Genomic DNA, 19,896 nt, shown 5'->3' with positions numbered 1-19,896 from the left:
TGCGACGCAATACAGCGGGCCGGCAGCCCGATGGGTTGCCGGCCAGTGGCGGCGTGGCGAACCAGGTATCAGCGTTATCCGTGGATGATCATTTCAAGAGACAGTTATGCACACCGATCAACTCCTTGCCCTGTTCTGCGTTGCCCTGGCGGTGCTGGGGCTGATCGCCTTCTTCGCGGCGCGTGCCAAGGCGGCCAGGGTGCGCGCCAACGGCACTTCGATGCACGCCCAGCCCGATCAGTACGGCTGGTTTGGCGTGCTCTCTACCGCCGCGCCGGCGCTGGCAGTGAGCCTGGTCGGTAGCGTAACCATGCTGCTGGTCGGGGCGAAGATTTCCACCGCCATGCTGCTGGTGGTCAGTATCGCCGTGGCCTGCCTGGGCCTGATGGGCAGCATCGCCATGGTCAGACCCGGGTTTCATGCACGGCGCGCCGTCGAGGCGTTTGTTCGCTTTATGCTGGCCGGGGCCACGCTGATCTCCATTCTCACCACCCTGGGCATTCTGGTCTCGATCATCAATGAGGCAGTGCGCTTCTTCCAAATGCAGAGCTTCTGGGGCTTTATCACCGGAACCGTCTGGAACCCCGGTGCCAGCTTTCTGACGGCCGCCGGTCGCGCCGAGGAGGGCGCCAGCGCCGCCCAATTCGGCTCGCTGCCGCTGTTTGCCGGCACCTTCATGATCACCGCGATCGCCATGCTGGTGGCCATTCCGATCGGCCTGCTGTCGGCCATCTACATGGCGGAGTTCGCCGGCTCGCGCGTGCGCGGCATCGCCAAGCCTGTGCTTGAGGTGCTGGCGGGTATTCCCACGGTGGTCTACGGCTTCTTCGCGGCGATTACCGTGGCGCCGCTGATCGTTGCAACAGCGCAGCTGTTCGGCCTCAAGGCCGACTTCAACAACGCCCTGGCGCCCGGCATCGTCATGGGCATCATGATCATTCCGTTCATCTCTTCACTGTCCGATGACGTGATCCATTCGGTGCCTGACAGCATGCGCCAGGGCGCGCTGGCGCTCGGTCTGACCCATGGCGAGACGATTCGCGACGTGGTGGTGCCGGCGGCGCTGCCCGGCATTGTCTCGGCCTCGCTGCTGGCGGTGTCCCGGGCGCTGGGTGAAACCATGATCGTGGTGATGGCGGCGGGCATGCTGCCCAACCTGACCGCCAATCCGCTGGAAAACATGACCACCGTGACGGTGCGTATCGTTGCCGCCCTGACCGGGGATCAGGAGTTTGCCAGCGCCGAGACGCTGTCAGCCTTTGCCCTGGGACTGGTGCTGTTCGCGGTGACCCTGATGCTGAATCTGGTGTCGGTGATCATGATTCGCCGCTTTCGTGACAAGTACCGGGTCAACAATCTCTAAGCCGAGGAGTCACTGGGATGACACAAGCGTTGGATCATATCGAGGCCCAGCTTCGGCGGCGGCATCGCAAGACCCGGCGTCTGAAAGCGCTGTCCATGGGGGCGCTTGGCCTTGCCGGCCTCTTTCTGGTGCTGTTTTTCACCGACATGCTGATCAAGGGGCTGCCGGCCTTCAAGCAGGCGCAGATTCAGGTCGAGGTCGACTACAGCGAGCAGGCCAGCCAGCTGCCGCTGGCGGCCGTGTCTGAAGCGGTGCGCCCGCTGGTCAGCCGCGGCTATCTGCGCCTGATTCCATCGCGCATGCGAGACGACCCGGCGCTTCAAGGTACCACGCGCAGCGAGTGGGTGCTGGCCGATGGCCAGGTCGACCAGTACCTGAAGGGCCATCACAGCAAGCTGAGCGAGCGCGACAAGGCGACGGTGAATCGGCTGCAGGACGAGGGCCGGGCCGAGCTGCGTTTCAATACGCGGTTTTTCACCAGCGGCGACTCCAAGATGCCCGAGCTTGCCGGCATCGCCTCGGCCGCCGTGGGGACCGTGCTGACCCTGATGGTTACCCTGGCGGTGGCGTTTCCGATTGGCGTGATGACGGCGATCTATCTGGAGGAGTTTGCGCCGGACAACCGCATCACCCAGCTGGTCGAGATCAACATCAACAACCTGGCGGCGATCCCGTCGATTCTGTATGGCCTGTTGGGGCTGGCGATCTTCATCAACTTCTTCGGCGTGCCGCGCTCTTCGCCGCTGGTCGGCGGACTGACGCTGGCACTGATGACGCTGCCGGTGATCATCATCTCGACCCGCACGGCGCTGCGCAGCGTGCCGGACTCCATTCGTCATGCCGGCTTCGGCGTTGGCTGCTCGCGCTGGCAGGTGGTACGCGACCATGTGCTGCCGCTGGCGATGCCCGGCATCATGACCGGCGCGATTATTGGTCTGGCTCAGGCCATGGGCGAAACTGCGCCGCTGATCATTATCGGTATGGTGGCCTTTATTCCCGATATCGGCGGCTCATTCACCGAGGCCGCCACGGTGATGCCGGCGCAGATATTCACCTGGGCGGGCGAGCCCGATCGCGCCTTTATCGAGAAAACCTCGGGCGGCATCCTGGTGCTGCTGGCGGTGCTGATCACCATGAATGCCACCGCCGTGGTGTTGCGCAGGCGCTTCGAGCGCCGCTGGTAGCGCAGGCGCCATAGAGGACAAACCAATATGAGTATGAGCATGAATAGCCACGTTTCACCCACGAGTATCTCGTCCATGAACCGATCTTCGCGCGGTGAGCCGGTGAGCCGCAACGACAGCGCCAATCATGCGCTCAGCGTGCGAGTGCGCGATCTCGATCTCTGGTACGGGCAGTTTCAGGCGCTCAAATCCATCAGCCTGGATATCTACCAGAACAACATTACCGCGCTGATTGGCCCTTCCGGCTGTGGCAAATCGACCTTCCTGCGCTGCCTGAACCGCATGAACGACCTGATTCCCAGGGTGCGCATCGAAGGCCTGGTGGAGATGGGCGGGCGAGACGTGAATGCCGCCAAGGTGGACGAAGTGGCGCTGCGCCGCCGAGTGGGCATGGTGTTCCAGAAGCCCAACCCCTTTCCCAAGTCGATCCATGCCAACGTGGCCTATGCCCCGCGCATGCACGATATCGTCAGCCGCAAGGCCGACGTGGAGGCGCTGGTGGAAAGTTCGCTGCGCGATGCGGGCCTGTGGGAGGAGGTCAAGGACAAGCTGCACCAGCCCGGCACCTCGCTCTCTGGCGGTCAGCAGCAGCGCCTGTGCATCGCCCGCGCCATTGCCGTGCAGCCGGAGGTTATCCTGATGGACGAGCCGACCTCGGCGCTGGATCCGATTTCCACGGCGACCATCGAGGATCTAATGGACCGGCTCAAGCGTCGCTACACCATCATCACGGTCACCCACAACATGCAGCAGGCCGCGCGAATCGCCGATTACACGGCCTTTTTCCATCTGGGGGAAATGATCGAATACAACAACACCAGGACGATGTTCTCGACACCGCATACCAGGAAGGCCGAGGACTATATTACCGGCCGCTACGGCTGAAGGGCTAGGCCATGAGTAACGAAACCTGGACATTGCAGAACGATGACAAGGAATCCGATCGATGAGCCATACGCCACGCCCCTCAGGGCGTGTTAGAGAAGTCTTCAGCGCCTTCCTGCTGCTGGGCCTGACTTCCTTTGGCGGCCCAATAGCCCACCTTGGCTACTTTCGCACCGAGTTTGTGGAACGGCGTCGTTGGCTCTCCGAACAAGCCTATGCCGATCTGGTAGCGCTATGCCAGTTTCTGCCGGGACCAGCCAGCAGCCAAGTGGGTTTCGCCTTGGGGCTGGTGCGTGCCGGTCCTTGGGGTGCGGCAGCGGCCTGGACGGCATTCACCCTACCCTCGGCTGTTGTTCTGGTGCTATTCGCCTTGGGCTCTTCCGTGCTTGATGGCCCTGTCAGCCAGGGCATCATCCACGGCCTAAAGGTGACGGCAGTGGCTATCATCGCTCATGCCGTATGGGGCATGGCCCGCAGTCTCTGTCCCGATCCTGGGCGCGCCGGTATTGCGTTGGCCGCGGTGTTCACTGTGGTGCTGGTTAGCGGCCCGCTGGGCCAGGTAGCCGCCATCGTGATCGGTGCTATGGCCGGCATAGTGCTGTGTCGGGCCTACGTCGCAGTAGACGTTCACGACTTGCCACTGCCTGTTTCGGCTCGTGTTGGCCACCTGGTGGGGCTGACCTTCGTTGCTCTGTTATTCGGCCTGCCGTTGCTGGCCTGGATCAGCCCCACCGCAATCCTGGCGGTCATGAATGCCTTCTATCGCGCCGGCGCTCTAGTGTTCGGCGGCGGGCATGTGGTGCTGCCGTTGCTGGAGGCCGAAGTGGTGCAATCCGGCTGGGTCAGTGCGGATGAATTTCTGACAGGTTATGGTGCCGCCCAGGCTGTGCCGGGGCCGCTGTTTACCTTTGCTTCGTATTTGGGCGCGGTGATGGTACCGCTCAGCGGCAGCCTGTTCGGTGCTGCCCTGGCGCTGGTGATGATCTTCCTGCCCGGAATGCTGTTGCTGGTGGCAGTGCTGCCCCATTGGAGCCGATTTCGCCGCTGGGGCAGCGCTCAGGCGCTGATGCGCGGCGCCAATGCGGCAGTCGTGGGTATTCTGGGTGCTGCCCTTTATCAACCGGTCTGGACCAGCGCCATTCTTGGTCTCAACGAGTTCGCCTTAGCGTTGGCAGGCTTTCTCTTGCTCAGCGTCTGGAAGCTGCCCGCTTGGGCAGTGGTGGTTATCCTGGCCAGTAGCGGCATTCTCATCACTATGTAGCTGGGCATCGCCATCCATGCCAATCAGACAGGCACTATCCCGATAATCGATATTTTCCACGAAAACGCTCAAGACATGATGCACCTTGCTGACAACGTTCTCCATCTGGCGGAGTACCACATCTTGGGCACCAAGATAGAAGAGCATGATCTCCACTACCAAGTCGAAGCTTCTGAGCCTCTAGCCTGCGAGGAGTGCGACGTAGAGGGTGAGCTTGCCAGGTTCAGCAAGCGCGATGTGGACTATCGCGATCTATCCATCCACGCAAAGCGGATCACCCTCTGGGTGGTCCGTCGCCGCTACATCTGTCGAGCCTGCGGCAAGACATTCTGCCCAGCACTGGTCCCTATCCAATCCTGGTCGCTGGACTTGCAGTCTGGGCTGTATCAGCCCGCCAGAGCCAGGCTCGTCACGGCGAAGGCGTAACCGATGGCACCGCCGGCGATCACGTCGCTGACATAGTGCAGGCCGAGCCCGACCCGTGCCACCGCAATCAGCAGCGTCAGCGGTACCAGCCAGGGAAGCAGAGCGGGAGCATGGGCGCCAGTAAGCACGCAGAACATCACCGCGTGCATGGTGTGACCGCTGGGGAAGCTATAGCGGTCGCGTGCGGACTCCAGGCAGGTGATGCGTGCGCGGAAAGTAATGAAGGGTCGCTCACGGCATAACCGGGTCTTGACCAGTCGATACACGGCGATCGCCAGCAGGGCGGTGAGGCTGTACTGCAGCAGGTAGGTAAGCCCACCTTCCTCTTGTAGCCATGGCTGGGCGGCGATCAACGCCACCCACACCGGCCAGTCGCCGAGCTTGCTGGCCAAGCGTAGCGTGCCTAGCCAGGGGCGGTAGAGGCTGAAGCGGGCAATGCGCTGGCAGAGCCGCCACTCCAGCAGGTCGAGGCGGTCAAACGCCGCAGGGATGCGCGATTTCATGGGGACTTTCCCGGGCCCGTTGGAGAACGGTGAGAAAGGTATCGGCGATGGCCGACCAGCGGTACTCGAGGGCGCGCTGGCGCGCCGCGTGCCCCACCCGGGCATAGCAGTCCGGATGCTGACAGAGCCTAACGGCCGCGTCGCGAAAGCCTGCGTCGTCGTTCGGGGCAATGGCCAGGCCATTGCGCTCGTGGTCGATCAGCTCGGCGGCCGCGGCCTGGCGGAAGGCCACCACCGCCAGGCCGCTGGCCATGGCCTCCAGCACCACGTTGCCCCAGGTCTCGGAGAGCGAGGGAAAAAGAAAGAGGTCGGCGCTCGCGTAGTAGCGGGCCAGCGACTCGCGCGGTACGAAGCCGGTGAAGTGCGCATCGGGTAACGCGCGCTGAAGCCGCTGTCGTGCCGGACCATCGCCGACGATGACCAGGGCCATGTCAGGGCGGGCTTCGAGCAGAGCGCGAAAGCTCTCCTCGAGCAGTACGAGGTTTTTCTCCGAGGCGAGCCGGCCCACGTGGAGCGCCACGGGCTGGTGCTCGCCGACACCCCACTGCTCGCGCAGCAGCGAATCATGATGGAGAGGCGAGAAGCGCTCACCATCGATGCCGCGACCCATTACCTCCAGGTTTTGAAAGCCCTGTTCCGCTAGTCTCGCCGCCAGGGCGTGGGTAGGTACCAGCGTGGCCGCGCAGCCGTTGTGAAAGCGGCGCAGGGCGCTGAGTACGGCCGGGGCTACCCAGGGAAGATGGTAATCGTGGCAGTAGTGGTCGAAGTTGGTGTGCCAGCCCGCCACCACCGGGATGCCCAGGCGCCGGGCGACACTGCGCGCCGACCAGCCAAGCGGTCCCTGGGTGGCCAGATAGACGACGTCGGGGCGCTGATCCTGCCATAGGCGCTTGAGGCGACGCGGGGCAGGCAGGCCAAGGCGGACTTCCCGGTAGCCGGGAAGCGCCAGACCGCGCACCAGCAACTCCGCCCGTATCCCAGGGTGTCGCTCCTGGTGCCAGCCCTGGCGGGGCTGGGGCCGGACCAGCTGCAGGGCGCTGCCACGATCGTGCAGCTGGTCCGCGAGGTGGCTGAGCGTGTGGGCAACGCCATTGATGTCGGGTGGCCAGGTCTCGCTGACTAGACAAATACGCATGGGGCTTTCCTCGTCGTCGGTCGGCCAGGCAGGTCTTGTCCCAGAGTATGCCGGGCCACCATGACGAGACGGCGACAGTGTCATGAACAAACGGTGACCCTACCCACAGCTAAAGCTGGGGGAGCTCTCGCGTATGATTGATTGCGGTTCCATGGCAGACGGATGGCAGGGGGATGACGTCTGCTCGATGTCATGCCTCCGTCACGGGGAGGCGGCAGGATATGGATCGCTGATGCTCGACCAATTGGAGACTGTCATGCGCCTTGCCCTTTTCGATCTCGACGACACCTTGCTGGATGGCGACTGCAGCGCGCTATGGAACAACTGGATGGTGGAGCGTGGCTGGATTGCTTCCCCCGGAGAGTACCTGGCACGCACCCAGGCCATGAATGCGGCCTATCATGCGGGCCGGCTTCGGCTGGAGCAATATCTGGCCTTCACCCTCTCGCCGCTGGTGGGCCGTCACGCGGAGGAGGTCGCCATCGAGGTGGCAGCCTTCGTCACCATACGCATCGTACCGAGAGTGTTTCCCCAGGGACATAAACTGATGGCCCACCACCGCCGCCAGGGAGACCGACTGCTGTTGATCTCTTCCTCGTCGCAACACTTGGTAGCGCCAGTGGCCAAGCAATTGGGCATCGAGCAGGTGATCGCCGTGGAGCCGGCCCTCGACGAGGGTGTGTTTACCGGCGATACCACTGGTGTGCTCTCCTACCGGGGCGGCAAAGTCACCCGGCTGGAGGCCTGGCTGACCGAGCATAATGCCACCGCCAGTCACCTGAGTTTTTACTCCGACTCCAAGAACGATTTGCCGCTGCTCAATCGAGTGAATCGCCCGGTGGTGGTCAACCCCGACCCGGTGTTGGCCGAGATAGCCCGAGTCGAGGGGTGGGAGCGTCTTGACTGGCGCCAGGAGCCCCGGCCAACCATTCAATTGACACGCCTTTGTCATGTTTGACCTCTATTGTGCCTCCTGTCGGCCGCTTCTGAATTAGACCAGATGGCGGCTTCATCCTGATCATCTGCATGGAGCCACACCGTGAACCCGACACGCTCGACGCTGCTTCGACTCACCCTGACCGCCGCTCTGGGGACAACGCTTCTCGCCGGCCAGGCACATGCGACTTCCGACCTGTCAGAACTGATCGCCGCCGCCCAGGAGGAGGGCCGTGTCGACAGCGTCGGCATGCCGGATACCTGGGCCAATTGGAAAGACACCTGGGCCGACCTAAAGGAGAACTATGGTCTGGAGCACATGGACACCGACATGAGCTCCGCCGAGGAGATCGCCAAGTTCAAGGCCGAGGGCGAGAACGCGACTGCCGATATTGGTGACGTGGGGATCAGCTTTGGCCCGATTGCCGTGGCGGAAGACGTGACCCAGCCCTACAAGCCGACGACCTGGGAGGAGATTCCCGACTGGGCTAAAGATGAAGACGGCCACTGGATGCTCGGCTATACCGGCACCATTGCCCTTATGAGCAACAAGCAGCTGGTTGCGGAAGGAGAGCGTCCGCGCACCTTCGCTGATCTGACCGAAGGTGACTACACCGTGGCGGTGGGCGCCGTGGGTCAGGCCGCTCAGGCCAACAGCGCTGTGCTGGCGGCCGCCTATGCCAACGGTGGCGATGAAAGCAACCTGACGCCAGGACTGGAGCTGTTTGCCGAGCTGGCACGTCAGGGACGCCTGTCACTGGCGAATCCCAGCATTGCCAACCTGGAGAAAGGGGAGGTCGAAGTTGCGTTGCTGTGGGACTTCAATGCCCTGAACTATCGTGACCAGATCGACCGCGAGGCCTTCGACGTGGTGATTCCTTCCGACGCCTCGGTCACCTCGGGCTACGCCACCATCATCAACAAGCATGCGCCGCACCCCAACGCCGCCAAGCTGGCTCGCGAGTACATCCTCTCCGATGAGGGCCAGTTCAACCTGGCCGAGGGCTATGCGCGGCCGATCCGCGCCCAGCACCTGACGCTCCCCGAGGATATCGCCGCCAAGCTGCTGCCCAATGCGCAGTATGCCAACGCTCGGCCGGTAGAAGACTTCGATGCCTGGGAAAAGAGCGCCCGTCAGCTGCCGCGCCAGTGGCAGTCCCAGGTGCTGATCCATCAGCAGTAACGCCCCCTCATTCTCAGCCAATTGCCGCCTCCACAGGAGGCGGCAAGGAGTTCTGTATGTCTCACCGCGTCATCCTCGTGGTGCTCGACGGGCTCAACCATGCCGTGGGCCAGCATGCCATGGGCCATCTTCACGCCCTCTGTGAAGCCGGCCGCGGTAGCTACCACACACTCGATTGCGAGCTGCCGGCCATGTCGCGTCCGCTGTATGAGTGCCTGCTGACCGGCGATCGTCCGGTAGACTCCGGGGTGGTGCATAACCAGGTGGTGCGTCGTTCCACCGGTACCAGCCTGTTCGATCTGGCCGTTCGCCAGGGGCGGCGTACCGCGGCGGCGGCCTATCACTGGGTCAGCGAGCTGTATCTGGAGGCCCCCTTCGTGCCTGCTCGCCATCGCTTCCACCAGGATCCGGAGAGCGCGATCCAGGCCGGCCTGTTCTACTGGCAGGATCACTACCCTGACGATCACCTGTTCGGCGACGCCGAGGCATTGCGCCGACTCAACGACCCCGATTTCCTGCTGGTGCACAGCATGAACATCGATGATGCCGGCCACCGGCATGGCGGGGAATCGCCCCAGTACCGCAATACCGCGCGGCGGGCCGATATTGCCCTAGCGGATTATCTGCCGCGCTGGTTGGCCGATGGTTATCAGGTGATGGTGACCGCCGACCACGGCATGAACGCCGACGGTTCTCACTCGGGCCTGTTGGAAGAGGAGCGTCGGGTACCACTGTGGCTGTTTGGCGAGGCGTTTGCTCACGACTCGGTAGCAACGCTGCTCCAACCTCGGCTGTGCGGCACCCTGGTCACCCTGCTGGGCTTGGAGCACGACAAGCCTCATCACCCCGAGTTGCTGGCCGAGGGGAGGGTGACACCGTGAAGCGTCTGCTGCCCGCCTGGCTGTGGCTGATGCCCTTTGCGCTCGTCTTCGTCGCCTTCCAGCTGGCCCCTCTGGGCTGGATCGCCATCAGCGCCTTTCAGGTCGAGGGGAGCTGGGGACTTGGCCATTTCCGGGAAATCTCCGGCTCGCCCTTCTTTCGCCAGGCCATCTGGCGCAGCCTGGAGGTCTCGCTGGTCTCGAGCCTGCTGGGGCTGATCATCGCCACCCTGGCGTGCCACAGCCTGACCCGCACCAGCGGCCCACTGCGGCGCTGGATGATCGCCTTCACCAACATGACCAGCAATTTTGCCGGGGTGCCGCTGGCCTTCGCGTTCATCATTTTAATGGGCGCCAACGGGGTGCTGACCCTGGCCCTCCAGCGTGTGGGACTGATTGAGGATTTCTCGCTCTATTCGCGTACCGGTCTGATCGTCATCTACACCTGGTTCCAGATCCCGCTGGGCATGCTGTTGCTGTTTCCCGCCTTCGAGGGGCTGCGTGCCGACTGGCGCGACGCCGCCAACCTGCTGGGCGCCGGGCGAGTCGCCTACTGGCGCCATATCGGTCTGCCGGTACTGCGGCCGGCGCTGGCGGGCACGCTGACGATCCTGATCGCCAACGCCATGGGCGCTTACGCCACCGTCTACGCCCTGGTCAACACCAGCTACAACCTCATGACCATTCGTATCGCCAACCTGGTGTCGGGGGACCTGTTCCTGCAGCCCAATCTGGCCAGCGCCCTGGCGCTGGTGCTGGTGGGGCTGTTGGCACTGGTCACCCTGATCCAGCAATGGATAGTGCGCAGGAGCCATCATGTTGCAGAACGCTGATCTCACCCTGTCTCGGCCAAGGGGCTTTGCACTGCCGGTGCTGCGTCTTTCACGGCCGTCCCCCTATGCGCTGGTGGTGTGGGGTGTCTTCACCCTGCTGGCACTGCCGCTGGTCGCCACGCTGGGGTATGCACTGGCATCCAGCTGGGGGGCCACGCTGCTGCCGGATGGGCTGACTCTCAAGTGGTTCCTGGAACTGTGGAGTACGCCGCGCTTCCAGTGGGCCTTCGCCCGCTCGATGCTGGTAACGGTGGGGGCTCTGGCGCTGAGCCTGGTACTGGTGGTGCCGGTCGCCTTCCTGGCGCATACCCGCTACCCGCGATTGGATGCCTGGATGAATGGACTGATCCTGGTGCCCTTTGCCGTGCCGCCGGTGGTCTCCTCGGTCGGGCTGCTGCAGCTCTACGCCGGCGGACCGCTGCCGCTGGTGGGCACGCCCTGGATTCTGATGTTCACCTACGTGACGATCGCACTGCCCTTCGTCTACCGGGCCATCGCCAACAGCCTGCGCACCATTGAGGTGACGTCGCTGATGGAGGCGGCGCAGCTGCTCGGCGCAACGCCCTTCAAGACCTTCTTCCTGGTCATATTGCCCAATATCCGCGTTGGGGTGCAGGTCGCCGTCTTTCTCTCCTTCTCCTTCCTGGTGGGCGAATTCGTCTTCGCCAATATGCTGGTGGGGACGCGTTTCGAGACCCTGCAGGTGTATCTCAACAATATGCGCGGTGCCAGCGGCCACTTCACCAGCGCGCTGGTGATCACGCTCTTCCTGTTCACGCTGCTGCTGACCTGGCTGGGGAATCGCCAGGCCGGCCACACCATTACCAAGGAGGCCCGCTCATGACGACCTTGACTGCCGATACGCTTTCCAACGATGCGACGCTACTGCCTGATACTCCTGATACAGCCTGTGATGACGCGGGGCCAGTGGCTAGCCCCGCATCGGCAGCGGCCCCGGAATATCTGCGTCTGGAAGGCCTGGCCAAGCGCTTCGGCGAAACCCAGGTGCTTTCACAGATCGACGCCGAGATCGCCAAGGGAGAGTTCGTGACGCTGCTGGGTCCCTCGGGCTGCGGCAAGTCGACTCTGCTGCGGGCCATCGCCGGCCTGAATCAGCTCGACGACGGCCGTATCGTAGTGGATGACGAGGAGATCACGGCGCTTCCTCCGCAGCAACGCGGCGTCGGCATGGTCTTCCAGCACTATGCGCTGTTTCCCAACATGCGGGTGACCGATAACGTCGCTTTCGGCCTGCGCATGCAGAAGGTGCCTCAGGAAGAGCGGCGTCGCCGCGTCGATGAGGTGCTGCGCCTGGTTGAACTCCAGGCCCATGCCGACAAGTTTCCCCACCAGCTCTCCGGTGGCCAGTGCCAGCGCGTGGCCCTGGCGCGGGCGCTGGTGGTCGAGCCGCGCATCCTGCTGATGGATGAGCCGCTCTCGGCACTCGATGCGCGTATCCGCGGTCATCTACGCGAGCAGCTGCGTGATATCCAGCAGACGCTGGGTCTGACGACGCTATTTGTCACCCACGACCAGGAAGAGGCATTGATGATGTCCGATCGCATCTTTCTGATGCATGACGGGCGCATCCTGCAGCAAGGGGCTGCCGAAGAGCTGTATACCCGGCCCAGCGGCCGTCATGCGGCGGGCTTCATGGGGCACTACAATGTGCTGCTCGGCGATCAAGCGCGTCCGTTGCTGGGAGACAGTGTCGATTCGGCACGCGTGGCGCTGCGGCCTGAGACCCTCTACCTCCAGCCTCTGACAGAAGGGGCGATGAGTGTGGCGTTACCGGTTCGCCCGGGCCCGGGGTGCCGGGGAGTGATCCGCCGTCGCCAGCTGCTGGGCAATATCGTGCGCTATGCGGTGGCGTGTGCCGGGGTCGTGCTCTCGGTCGATGCGCTTAACCGCGGTAGCCGCCATCTGCTGGCGAAAGAGAGCGAAGTGCTGGTGGTGGTGGATCTCGATGAGGTTCAGGAGTTCGAGGAGTGAGTATGTCCCGTTCGGCGATGCGCCTGGCGCTTTTCGATCTGGATGACACCCTGCTCGATGGGGACATCACCGGGTTTTGGGACGAATGGTTGATCGAGCAGGGCTGGATCGCCGATGCCATCGGGTACCACCATACTTGATATGGAGGCGCATCTGCAGTTCCTTCTCGCCTCTCTGGCGGGACGCTCTGTGCAGGAAGTGGCCGAGCAGGTCGACGTCTTTCTCGAACGCCGCATCATGCCGCGGCTGTTTCCGGGAGGGCTGGCACAGGTGGCCTGGCACCGGCAGCAGGCGCACACCACCGTGATCATCTCGGCCTCGACCGCCCAGCTGGTAGTGCCACTAGCCAAGCGTCTGGGCTGTGATGCCGCCCTGGCGACGGCCCTTGAGCAAGAGGCGGGGCGCTATACGGGCCAGGCCAGAGGCACCCGCACGTTCCGGGAGGGGAAGCTTCAGGCCCTGCGGGAATGGTTGGGTGATACGCCATTGGCAGAAACCTGGGGCTACTCGGACTCACGTAACGACTTGCCGCTGCTCGAGGCCGTGGAAAAGCCCCACGCCATCAATCCGGATCCGGTGCTCGCCGGCATTGCGCGTCAACGAGGCTGGGCGATGCCCTCGTGGCGGTAAAGACACCGCCGATGCCGTATTGGCTCCTGAAGCTGACTGAGTCATAGGTGTCATCAGGTCAGCCGATGGCGCCACCGCCCTGACGAGTGATGACCACCAGCGACGGGCGCGGCGGCATGTCGTCCTGGAAGTCCGGCCAGCGGGTCGCCGGGTCCTCGAAGGTGGAGGGGCGCCCCTTGCGGCCTGCATAGGCCTCGGTACCGTCGGCGGCCGGGTGCTGCACGGCGACGAACAGGGCGCCGTCGTCCGGGCTGAAGCAGGGGCCGCACATCTCGGCGCCCAGCGGTACGCGGAAGAACATCTTGCCGGTGCCGCGCCGCTCGCCCTGAGTCTCCAGGGCCCAGACGCCGTCGGCGGTGCCGGACTTCGCCCAGTTGCTGCCCTGATCGGTGGCCACCCACAATCGACCGCGATGATCGACGGCACAGTTGTCCGGCGCGGCGAACCAGCCGTTCTCGCTGGTGGCCGGGTTCCACAGGGCGCCCACCTCGGCGCGGGATGGATCGCCGCATTTGACCAGGATCTCCCAGCGGTCGCGGCTGGCGGCGTGATCGCCGTTCTCAGTGACAATCTCGATGATATGCCCGAAGGTATTGTCGGCGCGGGGGTTGGCGGCATCCACCTGGCCCGCGGTGCGCTCGGTGTTGTTGGTCAGCATCACGTAGACGCGGCCGGTCTCGGGGTTGGCCTCGACGTCTTCCGGGCGATCCATCGGCGTGGCGCCCAGGGCGTCGCCGGCGAGCCGCGTCTTGATCAGCACCTCGGCCTGGCTGGCGAAGCCGTTCTCCGCGGTCAGCGGCCCCTGGCCGTGGACCAGCGGCAGCCAGGCGACGCTGCCGTCGGCATCGAAGCGCGCCACGTAGAGGGTGCCGTTATCCAGGAGATCACGGTTGTTGGCGGGGCTGGCCGTATCCACCGGGTCGCGGGTGACGAACTTGTAGAGGTAGTCGAAGCGCTGGTCGTCGCCCATGTAGACCACCAGGCGACCGTCCTGGGAGACCACGCTGGCCGCGCCCTCGTGCTTGAAGCGGCCCAGGGCGGTGCGCTTGATCGGCGATGTAGATGAGCAGAGCATGCGTCACGACTCCTTGAAGGCCATGCATGACGCCATCGTCGGGATTCAGCAGGAAGGCTTGGCCCGGGTGGATCATCGTATTCACCTGCGCTGTGAGGTCAGCCATCCGGATACCCTGAGCAACTTCCGCGCCCTGGCGGATTCGCCGCTGCTCGGCTTGGTATCGTTAATGGATCACGCCCCGGGGCAGCGCCAGTTCGTTAGTCTCGAGGCGTATCGCGTCTATTATCAGGGCAAGCATGAGCTGAGCGACGCGGATATGGAAATCTATCTAGAACGCCAACTGGCCAACAGTGCGCGCTACAGCAACGAGTATCGCCGCACTATTTCGGCGGAGGCCAGGACTCTCGGCCTGGCCCTGGCCAGCCACGACGACGCCACCCTCGAGCATGTCGCCGAAAGTCACGAGTACGGCATGCGCATCGCTGAATTCCCGACTACTCGGGAGGCCGCCGAAGCCTCGCATCGTAACGGCATGGCGGTGATGATGGGCGCTCCCAACGTGGTGCGCGGCGGCTCGCACTCCGGCAACATCGCCGCCACCGAGATGATTGGACTCGGGGTGTTGGATATTCTCTCGTCGGATTATTATCCCGCCGCGCTTCTCGATGCCGTGTTTAAGTCCGCGCAGATCGAACAGGGATATTCGCTGCCCAGGGCGGTGGCCAGCGCCGCGCGACACCCGGCACAGGCGGTGGGCTTGACCGATCGCGGGCGTCTCGCCCAAGGACTGCGCGCGGATCTCTTGCGCGTACGGACGGTCGACGACCATCCGATCCTGAAACGGGCGTGGTGCGCCGGAAGGCAGGTGCACTGATATGGCCCGTCTCGTCTACCTCATGGGCGCCAGCGGTGTGGGCAAGGACAGCCTGCTGAGCGCCATTCGTCAACGCCACCCTGAACTGCTGGTGGCGCACCGCTATATTACGCGCTGGAGCGGACATCATGAAAACTGCGTGAGCCTATCCGCGCAAGAGTTCACCGAACGCCGTCACGCCGGCCTGTTCTGTCTCGACTGGCAGGCACACGGCCTCGAGTACGGCATCGGCATCGAGGTGGAGCACTGGCTAAAGCGTGATTATACGGTCATCGTCAATGGTAGTCGACGCGCCTTCGCTCGCGCGCGTGAGCGTTTCGGTGAGCAGTTGCTTCCGATATTGGTGTGTGCGGAACCGCAGGTATTGCGTCAGCGTTTGATTCAGCGTGGCCGTGAGACGCGCTTCGAGATCGAACGGCGCCTAGCGCAGCATCAGCGTCTGGAAGCGGAGCTAGTGGGTGTCGAGCGCCTCAACAATAACAAGGCGCTGCACCACAGCGTGGCGGCACTGCAGAGATTGCTCAGTGCCGAGTGCATCTCATGAAATTTCGCTTTACCGGTACCGGTGACAGTGCCCAGGTGCCGCGTTTCGGCTGCCATTGCCCGGCCTGCGAACGCGCCCGGCTGATGAGCCGTTATCGACGCGGCCCTTGCAGTGCCGAGATCTATAGCGGCGGTGAGCGCTATCTGCTCGACGCCGGGCGCATGGACCTGGCCGCTAGCTGCGAGCGCGAACGCCCCGCCGGCGTGCTGCTCACGCACTATCATGCGGATCATGTGCAGGGGCTGTTGCATCTGCGCTGGGGAGTGGGCGAATCGATACCGGTCTACGGTCCCAGAGATGCCGAGGGCTGTGCCGATCTGTATAAACACCCGGGCATTCTCGATTTCAGACCCGGGCTCGAGCCGTTCCAGCCGTTGAGGCTGGGCGCGATGGAGGTCATACCGGTACCGCTCAATCACAGCAAGCCCACGCTGGGTTACTGTATTACCGACTCGATGACCAGGCTCGCCTATCTGACCGATACTGTTGGGCTGCCCGATGTCACCGAGCGGTTTTTACGCCAGTGGCAGCCGGATGTCGTCATCCTTGACGCCACCCATCCGGCCAGCCATATGGCGCCGCGTAACCATAACAACGTCACCATGGCGCTCGACATTCTCGAGCGTCTGAACCCTTCCCAAGGCTGGTTGACGCACCTGAGCCACGACGTCGATGCCGAGGCGCTGACTACCTGTTTATCATTGCCAGCGAACATGTCACTGGCTTGGGATGGACTCGAAATTGAGTTACCCGATTAGCAATAATCGTCTGCTCGGCTCCAGCCGCTTTTCGCCGGGGAAGCCGGCCTGGCGGCGCCGGTAGAGGTCTGGCGCGGCGACATGGCGCGCGATACGCCATTACCGGCCGTTATGACTAAAGAGGGGTTAGCCGTTCGCGTGGTGAAACATCAGGAAGGCGATGCCACTACCAGCTGGCGGGGAAACACACAGCGAAAGGTCGCCCCCTGGCCCAGCTGGGAGTCGATCTCCAGCCGTGCTTCGTGACGCAACAGCACGTGTTTGACGATGGCAAGCCCGAGCCCGGTGCCGCCGGTAGCGGTGCTGCGGCCTTTATCAACGCGATAAAAACGCTCGGTAAGGCGTGGTATATGGGTCGCCGCGATTCCTTCGCCGTCGTCCTGCACCTCGACGCAAGCGCCGTCACCCAGCGTCCGCCAGCGCAAGACGATCTGGCTGCCCGGTCCTGAATAGCGCACGGCATTGAACGCCAGGTTGGATATTGCGCTCTGCAGTTCTTGTTCGCAGCCCATCAGGCCAAGGGTGCTGTGTAGCTCCAGGGTGATACGTTGCCCGCTGTCAGACAGTGCCTCAGCGTCACGGCGTATGGTCTCCAGCATGCTGGCAAGGTTGAGGCGGCGGGCATCCTCGCCGCTTCGATCATTGCTTTCGAGCCGCGAAAGCAGCAGCAGGTCATCGACCAGGTTTTGCATGCGAGCGGTCTGCTTTTGCATCTGCGACAGGCTGCACTCAAGCCTTGACGGTAGAGCCTCGGCCATATCCTGATAGATTTCCAGATACCCGGTCAGCACGGTCAGCGGCGTGCGAAGCTCGTGGGAAACGTTGGCCACGAAATCGCGGCGTATTTGCTCCAGTCGATGCAAACGCGTGATATCGCGCGCCATCAGCAGGCGTTCACCGTTATCGTTAAGGGTGATCTGGCACTGCAGAACCAATTGCTCATCGATAGGTGAGGTCAGGGTCAAGGGCTCACGATAGTCCAGCGCATGAAAGTAGTCGACGAAGTGCGGGTTGCGCAGCAGGAAAATTATGTGCTGACGCCGATCCTGACTACTTTTGAGACCAAGCATACGTTCAGCGGCACTATTCCACCATTCTATGTAACCGTGGCGATCGAGCATGACCACGCTGTCGCGCATGGCCTCTGAAGAATCCTTGATACGCGACAGGGTATCGCGCAGCCGCCGCTGGGTGGTCTGTTGAGCCTTATGATAGCGATAGAGGCGATTGAACAAATCATCCCATACGCCGCCACTAACGAGGGGTTGGTTGGAGGAGAGGCGGGTCAGCCATTGGTGCAGCGCGTGGAGCTGGCGCAGCTGGTAAAAAAGATACGCGCCCAAGGCAGCCGCAAGGCCGACACCTACGGCAGAAAGCAGCCAGCCAAGCAGCACGCCAAGACCGCACAGCATACCCAGGCGCCACAGCTCCCGCTGCCAAAGTCGCGTCATATCAGTGCCTGGCTCAGTATTTGGTGGAGAAACGATAGCCCATGCCACGCACGGTCTGGATGAGCTGTTGGTGGGATTCGCCAAGCGCCTTGCGCAGCCGGCGAATATGCACGTCCACGGTGCGCTCATCGATATAGACGTTGCCACCCCACACCTGGTCAAGCAGCTGATCTCGGGTGTAGACACGTTCCTGATGCGTCATGAAGAATTGCAGCAGACGATATTCGGTAGGGCCAAGCTCCAGCGTCTTGCCATTGCTGCTGACGCGATGACCGACGGGGTCGAGCATCAAGCCGTTCACCTCCACCGCCTCATCGACGCCGTGGGGTGTCGTACGTCGCAATACCGCTCTTAAGCGAGCCATCAGTTCACGAGGCGAAAAGGGTTTGGCAATGTAGTCGTCTGCACCGGTTTCCAGTCCTTGAATCTTATTGTCCTCTTCGCCTTTTGCGGTCAGCATGATGATCGGCAGCTCGGCAGTCACCGGATCACGCTTGAGGCGGCGCGCCAGTTCGAGGCCGCTGGTGCCGGGCATCATCCAGTCGAGCAATACCAGATCGGGTTGATGATCGACGATCAACGAATGAGCCGCTTGGGCGCTGCCCGCTTCCAGTACGCGGTAATCGGCCATCTCCAGCGACAAAGCGATCATTTCTCGAATTGGCGCTTCATCATCGACAATCAGTACGGTCTTTGCGGTCATCCTGGGCTCCAGGTCAAGGATACTGATAATGACGGGTCGGTGACGATGACAGCATCTTCTTGTGACAATAGTGTGACAAGACAGCGTGCCGGAGATCGTGGCTTATTCGCAATCTGCTGGGCAAGGTCAGCAATCAACAGGGCCTCTTTTCTTGTCTTTGTGATGAGGCCAACGCGGGGAGGCTGCCGGTCTATCGGTCCAGAGGTTACTAAAAAGTCAAGAACACATGAATCATCTCTGATACGATCATTTTATGTACTTTACAACTCTTTGCTAATATTTTTTTACCGATATCGCCGGTACTAGGAGTAGAACTCAGTATTTACTGAGGATGCCTGGAAACCGGTGGGGTGCGCCACTCATTCTCGCAGCTCCAGGCGTTGGAAGGCAGGCCACAGGCGATGCATGCAATCGTGCAGCTCGGCAGTCGTCGGGACAGTAGTCACCGGCCGGGCATAGGTCTCTTCCTGGCATTGCCCCGTGCGCGCTACCTGGATGGCATAACGCTTGACGCCTTGTGCGGCAAGGTCTAGCGCCAGGTATCGCAGGTTCTCCAAGTTGAAGTTGCGCCAGTGAACCGTGGTACGGCACTCGAACGCAACATCGCTGGCCAGCAGCTGGGCCAGGCTCTCCCGAGGGGCGTCGGCTATACCGGGTCTCGGTGAACAACCTGGTGGGTTTACACAGCTAGCACTTCCCCTTGCCGGGCGTGCAGGGAGACTGTCACCCCCAAGTCATCCCGAGGCATCATCCTCGGAAACAGCACCATAAAATACTGGCCATGAAAATGGTGCGTGACCCATTTCATTGAATCACTACAAATCCGGCCGGGTGATCGGAGTCTGTCAACATAGTTGCCATATAAAATGACTTCGGCTCTTTAAAATCCTGCGGCCTGTGGTACTGGGTCCCGTTCGGGATTCAGGTGCACTACATCCGGCAGGCTGAGTTTCCGGATCTCACCTGACCACCGCTCCGGGTGGCGCTGCTTCGCGGCTTCAAAAACCTCTCGGCGCTGCGTCAGAATGCCTTTGGCCTCGCCGTTGTGACGCTGGCTCGGCGTGACGTAGCGCAGGGCGCTGTGCCGGTGCTCATGGTTGTACCACTCGGTGAATTGCTGGACCCAGTCTTGTGCCTCGGCCAGCGTGGCGAAGCCGTCGGCGGGGAATCCCGGCCGGTACTTCAGTGTCTTGAAGGCCGACTCGGCGAAGGCGTTGTCGTTGCTAACCCTTGGCCGGCTGTACGACGGGGTGATGCCCAGATCGTAGAGCTTCTCCAGGAAGGTCGCCGCCTTCATCGGACTGCCGTTATCGGAATGCAAAATCAAGGGTTTATGAGG

At 62.6% G+C, this 19,896-nt stretch carries 21 protein-coding genes and 1 pseudogene; 16 read left to right on the top strand and 6 right to left on the bottom strand.

The window, feature by feature from the left end; genetic code table 11:
- Positions 1 to 106: 106 nt before the first annotated feature.
- The 5 genes and pseudogenes from pstC to RS027_RS04650 form a co-directional block, all read left to right on the top strand.
- Entirely contained in the window at positions 107 to 1,363 is a 1,257-nt protein-coding gene (gene pstC / locus RS027_RS04670) for a phosphate ABC transporter permease subunit PstC (protein WP_311946659.1), read from the top strand.
- A 17-nt stretch (positions 1,364 to 1,380) separates the two neighbouring features.
- On the top strand, positions 1,381 to 2,547 hold the full coding sequence (gene pstA / locus RS027_RS04665) for a phosphate ABC transporter permease PstA (protein WP_311946660.1): 1,167 nt from the start codon (positions 1,381 to 1,383) through the stop codon (positions 2,545 to 2,547).
- A gap of 75 nt (positions 2,548 to 2,622) precedes the next feature.
- Positions 2,623 to 3,432 carry a phosphate ABC transporter ATP-binding protein PstB gene (gene pstB / locus RS027_RS04660; protein WP_376717204.1) on the top strand — a complete coding sequence of 270 codons (810 nt, stop codon included), beginning with the start codon at positions 2,623 to 2,625 and terminating at the stop codon, positions 3,430 to 3,432.
- A 61-nt stretch (positions 3,433 to 3,493) separates the two neighbouring features.
- Positions 3,494 to 4,693: a chromate efflux transporter gene (gene chrA, locus RS027_RS04655; protein ID WP_311954772.1), complete on the top strand. Its 1,200-nt coding sequence runs from the start codon at positions 3,494 to 3,496 to the stop codon at positions 4,691 to 4,693.
- A 75-nt stretch (positions 4,694 to 4,768) separates the two neighbouring features.
- Positions 4,769 to 5,035 (top strand): annotated as a pseudogene (locus tag RS027_RS04650) (transposase family protein); the annotation flags it as partial.
- Positions 5,036 to 5,079: 44 nt separating this feature from the next.
- Here the strand turns inward: RS027_RS04650 and RS027_RS04645 are convergent.
- Both RS027_RS04645 and RS027_RS04640 read right to left on the bottom strand, forming a co-directional pair.
- Positions 5,080 to 5,622, bottom strand: a complete 543-nt coding sequence (locus RS027_RS04645; protein ID WP_311946549.1) for a phosphatase PAP2 family protein — start codon at positions 5,620 to 5,622, stop codon at positions 5,080 to 5,082.
- Entirely contained in the window at positions 5,594 to 6,757 is a 1,164-nt protein-coding gene (locus RS027_RS04640; protein WP_311954771.1) for a glycosyltransferase family 4 protein, read from the bottom strand. Before RS027_RS04640 ends, RS027_RS04645 begins: the two co-directional genes overlap by 29 nt.
- A gap of 232 nt (positions 6,758 to 6,989) precedes the next feature.
- On the opposite strand from RS027_RS04640, the gene RS027_RS04635 reads away from it, so the two are divergent.
- The 8 genes from RS027_RS04635 to RS027_RS04600 all read left to right on the top strand — a co-directional run bounded on the left by RS027_RS04635 (position 6,990) and on the right by RS027_RS04600 (position 13,209).
- Entirely contained in the window at positions 6,990 to 7,715 is a 726-nt protein-coding gene (locus tag RS027_RS04635; RefSeq protein ID WP_311954770.1) for an HAD family hydrolase, read from the top strand.
- An 81-nt stretch (positions 7,716 to 7,796) separates the two neighbouring features.
- Complete coding sequence (locus tag RS027_RS04630) at positions 7,797 to 8,876, top strand: ABC transporter substrate-binding protein (protein ID WP_311946552.1); 1,080 nt, start codon at positions 7,797 to 7,799, stop codon at positions 8,874 to 8,876.
- Between the two features lie 56 nt (positions 8,877 to 8,932).
- Entirely contained in the window at positions 8,933 to 9,757 is an 825-nt protein-coding gene (locus tag RS027_RS04625; protein WP_311946553.1) for an alkaline phosphatase family protein, read from the top strand.
- Positions 9,754 to 10,587: an ABC transporter permease gene (locus RS027_RS04620; protein WP_311946554.1), complete on the top strand. Its 834-nt coding sequence runs from the start codon at positions 9,754 to 9,756 to the stop codon at positions 10,585 to 10,587. The genes RS027_RS04625 and RS027_RS04620 overlap by 4 nt, the downstream gene beginning before the upstream one ends.
- Positions 10,571 to 11,431, top strand: coding sequence for an ABC transporter permease (locus RS027_RS04615; protein ID WP_311946555.1), 861 nt, complete (start codon positions 10,571 to 10,573; stop codon positions 11,429 to 11,431). The genes RS027_RS04620 and RS027_RS04615 overlap by 17 nt, the downstream gene beginning before the upstream one ends.
- Entirely contained in the window at positions 11,428 to 12,579 is a 1,152-nt protein-coding gene (locus RS027_RS04610) for an ABC transporter ATP-binding protein (protein ID WP_311954769.1), read from the top strand. The genes RS027_RS04615 and RS027_RS04610 overlap by 4 nt, the downstream gene beginning before the upstream one ends.
- Entirely contained in the window at positions 12,576 to 12,719 is a 144-nt protein-coding gene (locus RS027_RS04605; protein WP_311954768.1) for a hypothetical protein, read from the top strand. Before RS027_RS04610 ends, RS027_RS04605 begins: the two co-directional genes overlap by 4 nt.
- Positions 12,694 to 13,209 carry an HAD family hydrolase gene (locus RS027_RS04600; RefSeq protein ID WP_311946558.1) on the top strand — a complete coding sequence of 172 codons (516 nt, stop codon included), beginning with the start codon at positions 12,694 to 12,696 and terminating at the stop codon, positions 13,207 to 13,209. The genes RS027_RS04605 and RS027_RS04600 overlap by 26 nt, the downstream gene beginning before the upstream one ends.
- Positions 13,210 to 13,267: 58 nt before the next feature.
- Here the strand turns inward: RS027_RS04600 and RS027_RS04595 are convergent, their stop codons facing one another.
- Positions 13,268 to 14,284, bottom strand: a complete 1,017-nt coding sequence (locus RS027_RS04595) for a PhoX family protein (RefSeq protein ID WP_311946559.1) — start codon at positions 14,282 to 14,284, stop codon at positions 13,268 to 13,270.
- On the opposite strand from RS027_RS04595, the gene RS027_RS04590 reads away from it, so the two are divergent.
- Genes RS027_RS04590 through phnP form a run of 3 tightly spaced genes read left to right on the top strand, consistent with a single transcriptional unit; the run spans position 14,283 to position 16,403 of the window.
- Entirely contained in the window at positions 14,283 to 15,101 is an 819-nt protein-coding gene (locus RS027_RS04590; RefSeq protein WP_311946560.1) for an alpha-D-ribose 1-methylphosphonate 5-triphosphate diphosphatase, read from the top strand. The genes RS027_RS04595 and RS027_RS04590 overlap by 2 nt on opposite strands.
- Position 15,102: 1 nt before the next feature.
- On the top strand, positions 15,103 to 15,645 hold the full coding sequence (gene phnN / locus RS027_RS04585) for a ribose 1,5-bisphosphokinase (RefSeq protein ID WP_311946561.1): 543 nt from the start codon (positions 15,103 to 15,105) through the stop codon (positions 15,643 to 15,645).
- A complete protein-coding gene (gene phnP, locus RS027_RS04580; protein WP_311946562.1) occupies positions 15,642 to 16,403 on the top strand; it encodes a phosphonate metabolism protein PhnP in 762 nt (253 codons plus the stop codon). Before phnN ends, phnP begins: the two co-directional genes overlap by 4 nt.
- A gap of 149 nt (positions 16,404 to 16,552) precedes the next feature.
- Here phnP and phoR read toward each other — a convergent pair whose 3' ends face one another.
- The 3 genes from phoR to RS027_RS04565 form a co-directional block, all read right to left on the bottom strand.
- Positions 16,553 to 17,854: a phosphate regulon sensor histidine kinase PhoR gene (gene phoR, locus RS027_RS04575; RefSeq protein WP_311954767.1), complete on the bottom strand. Its 1,302-nt coding sequence runs from the start codon at positions 17,852 to 17,854 to the stop codon at positions 16,553 to 16,555.
- A 13-nt stretch (positions 17,855 to 17,867) separates the two neighbouring features.
- Entirely contained in the window at positions 17,868 to 18,557 is a 690-nt protein-coding gene (phoB, locus tag RS027_RS04570) for a phosphate regulon transcriptional regulator PhoB (protein WP_311946563.1), read from the bottom strand.
- Between the two features lie 880 nt (positions 18,558 to 19,437).
- Positions 19,438 to 19,896: integrase core domain-containing protein (locus tag RS027_RS04565; RefSeq protein WP_311954766.1), on the bottom strand; the 459-nt coding region annotated here is incomplete at its 5' end.

This window comes from Halomonas garicola (assembly GCF_031935715.1).
In the GTDB taxonomy this organism is placed as follows: Bacteria; Pseudomonadota; Gammaproteobacteria; order Pseudomonadales; family Halomonadaceae; genus Vreelandella; species Vreelandella garicola.
This window is presented reverse-complemented; position numbering and strand designations above follow the sequence as displayed.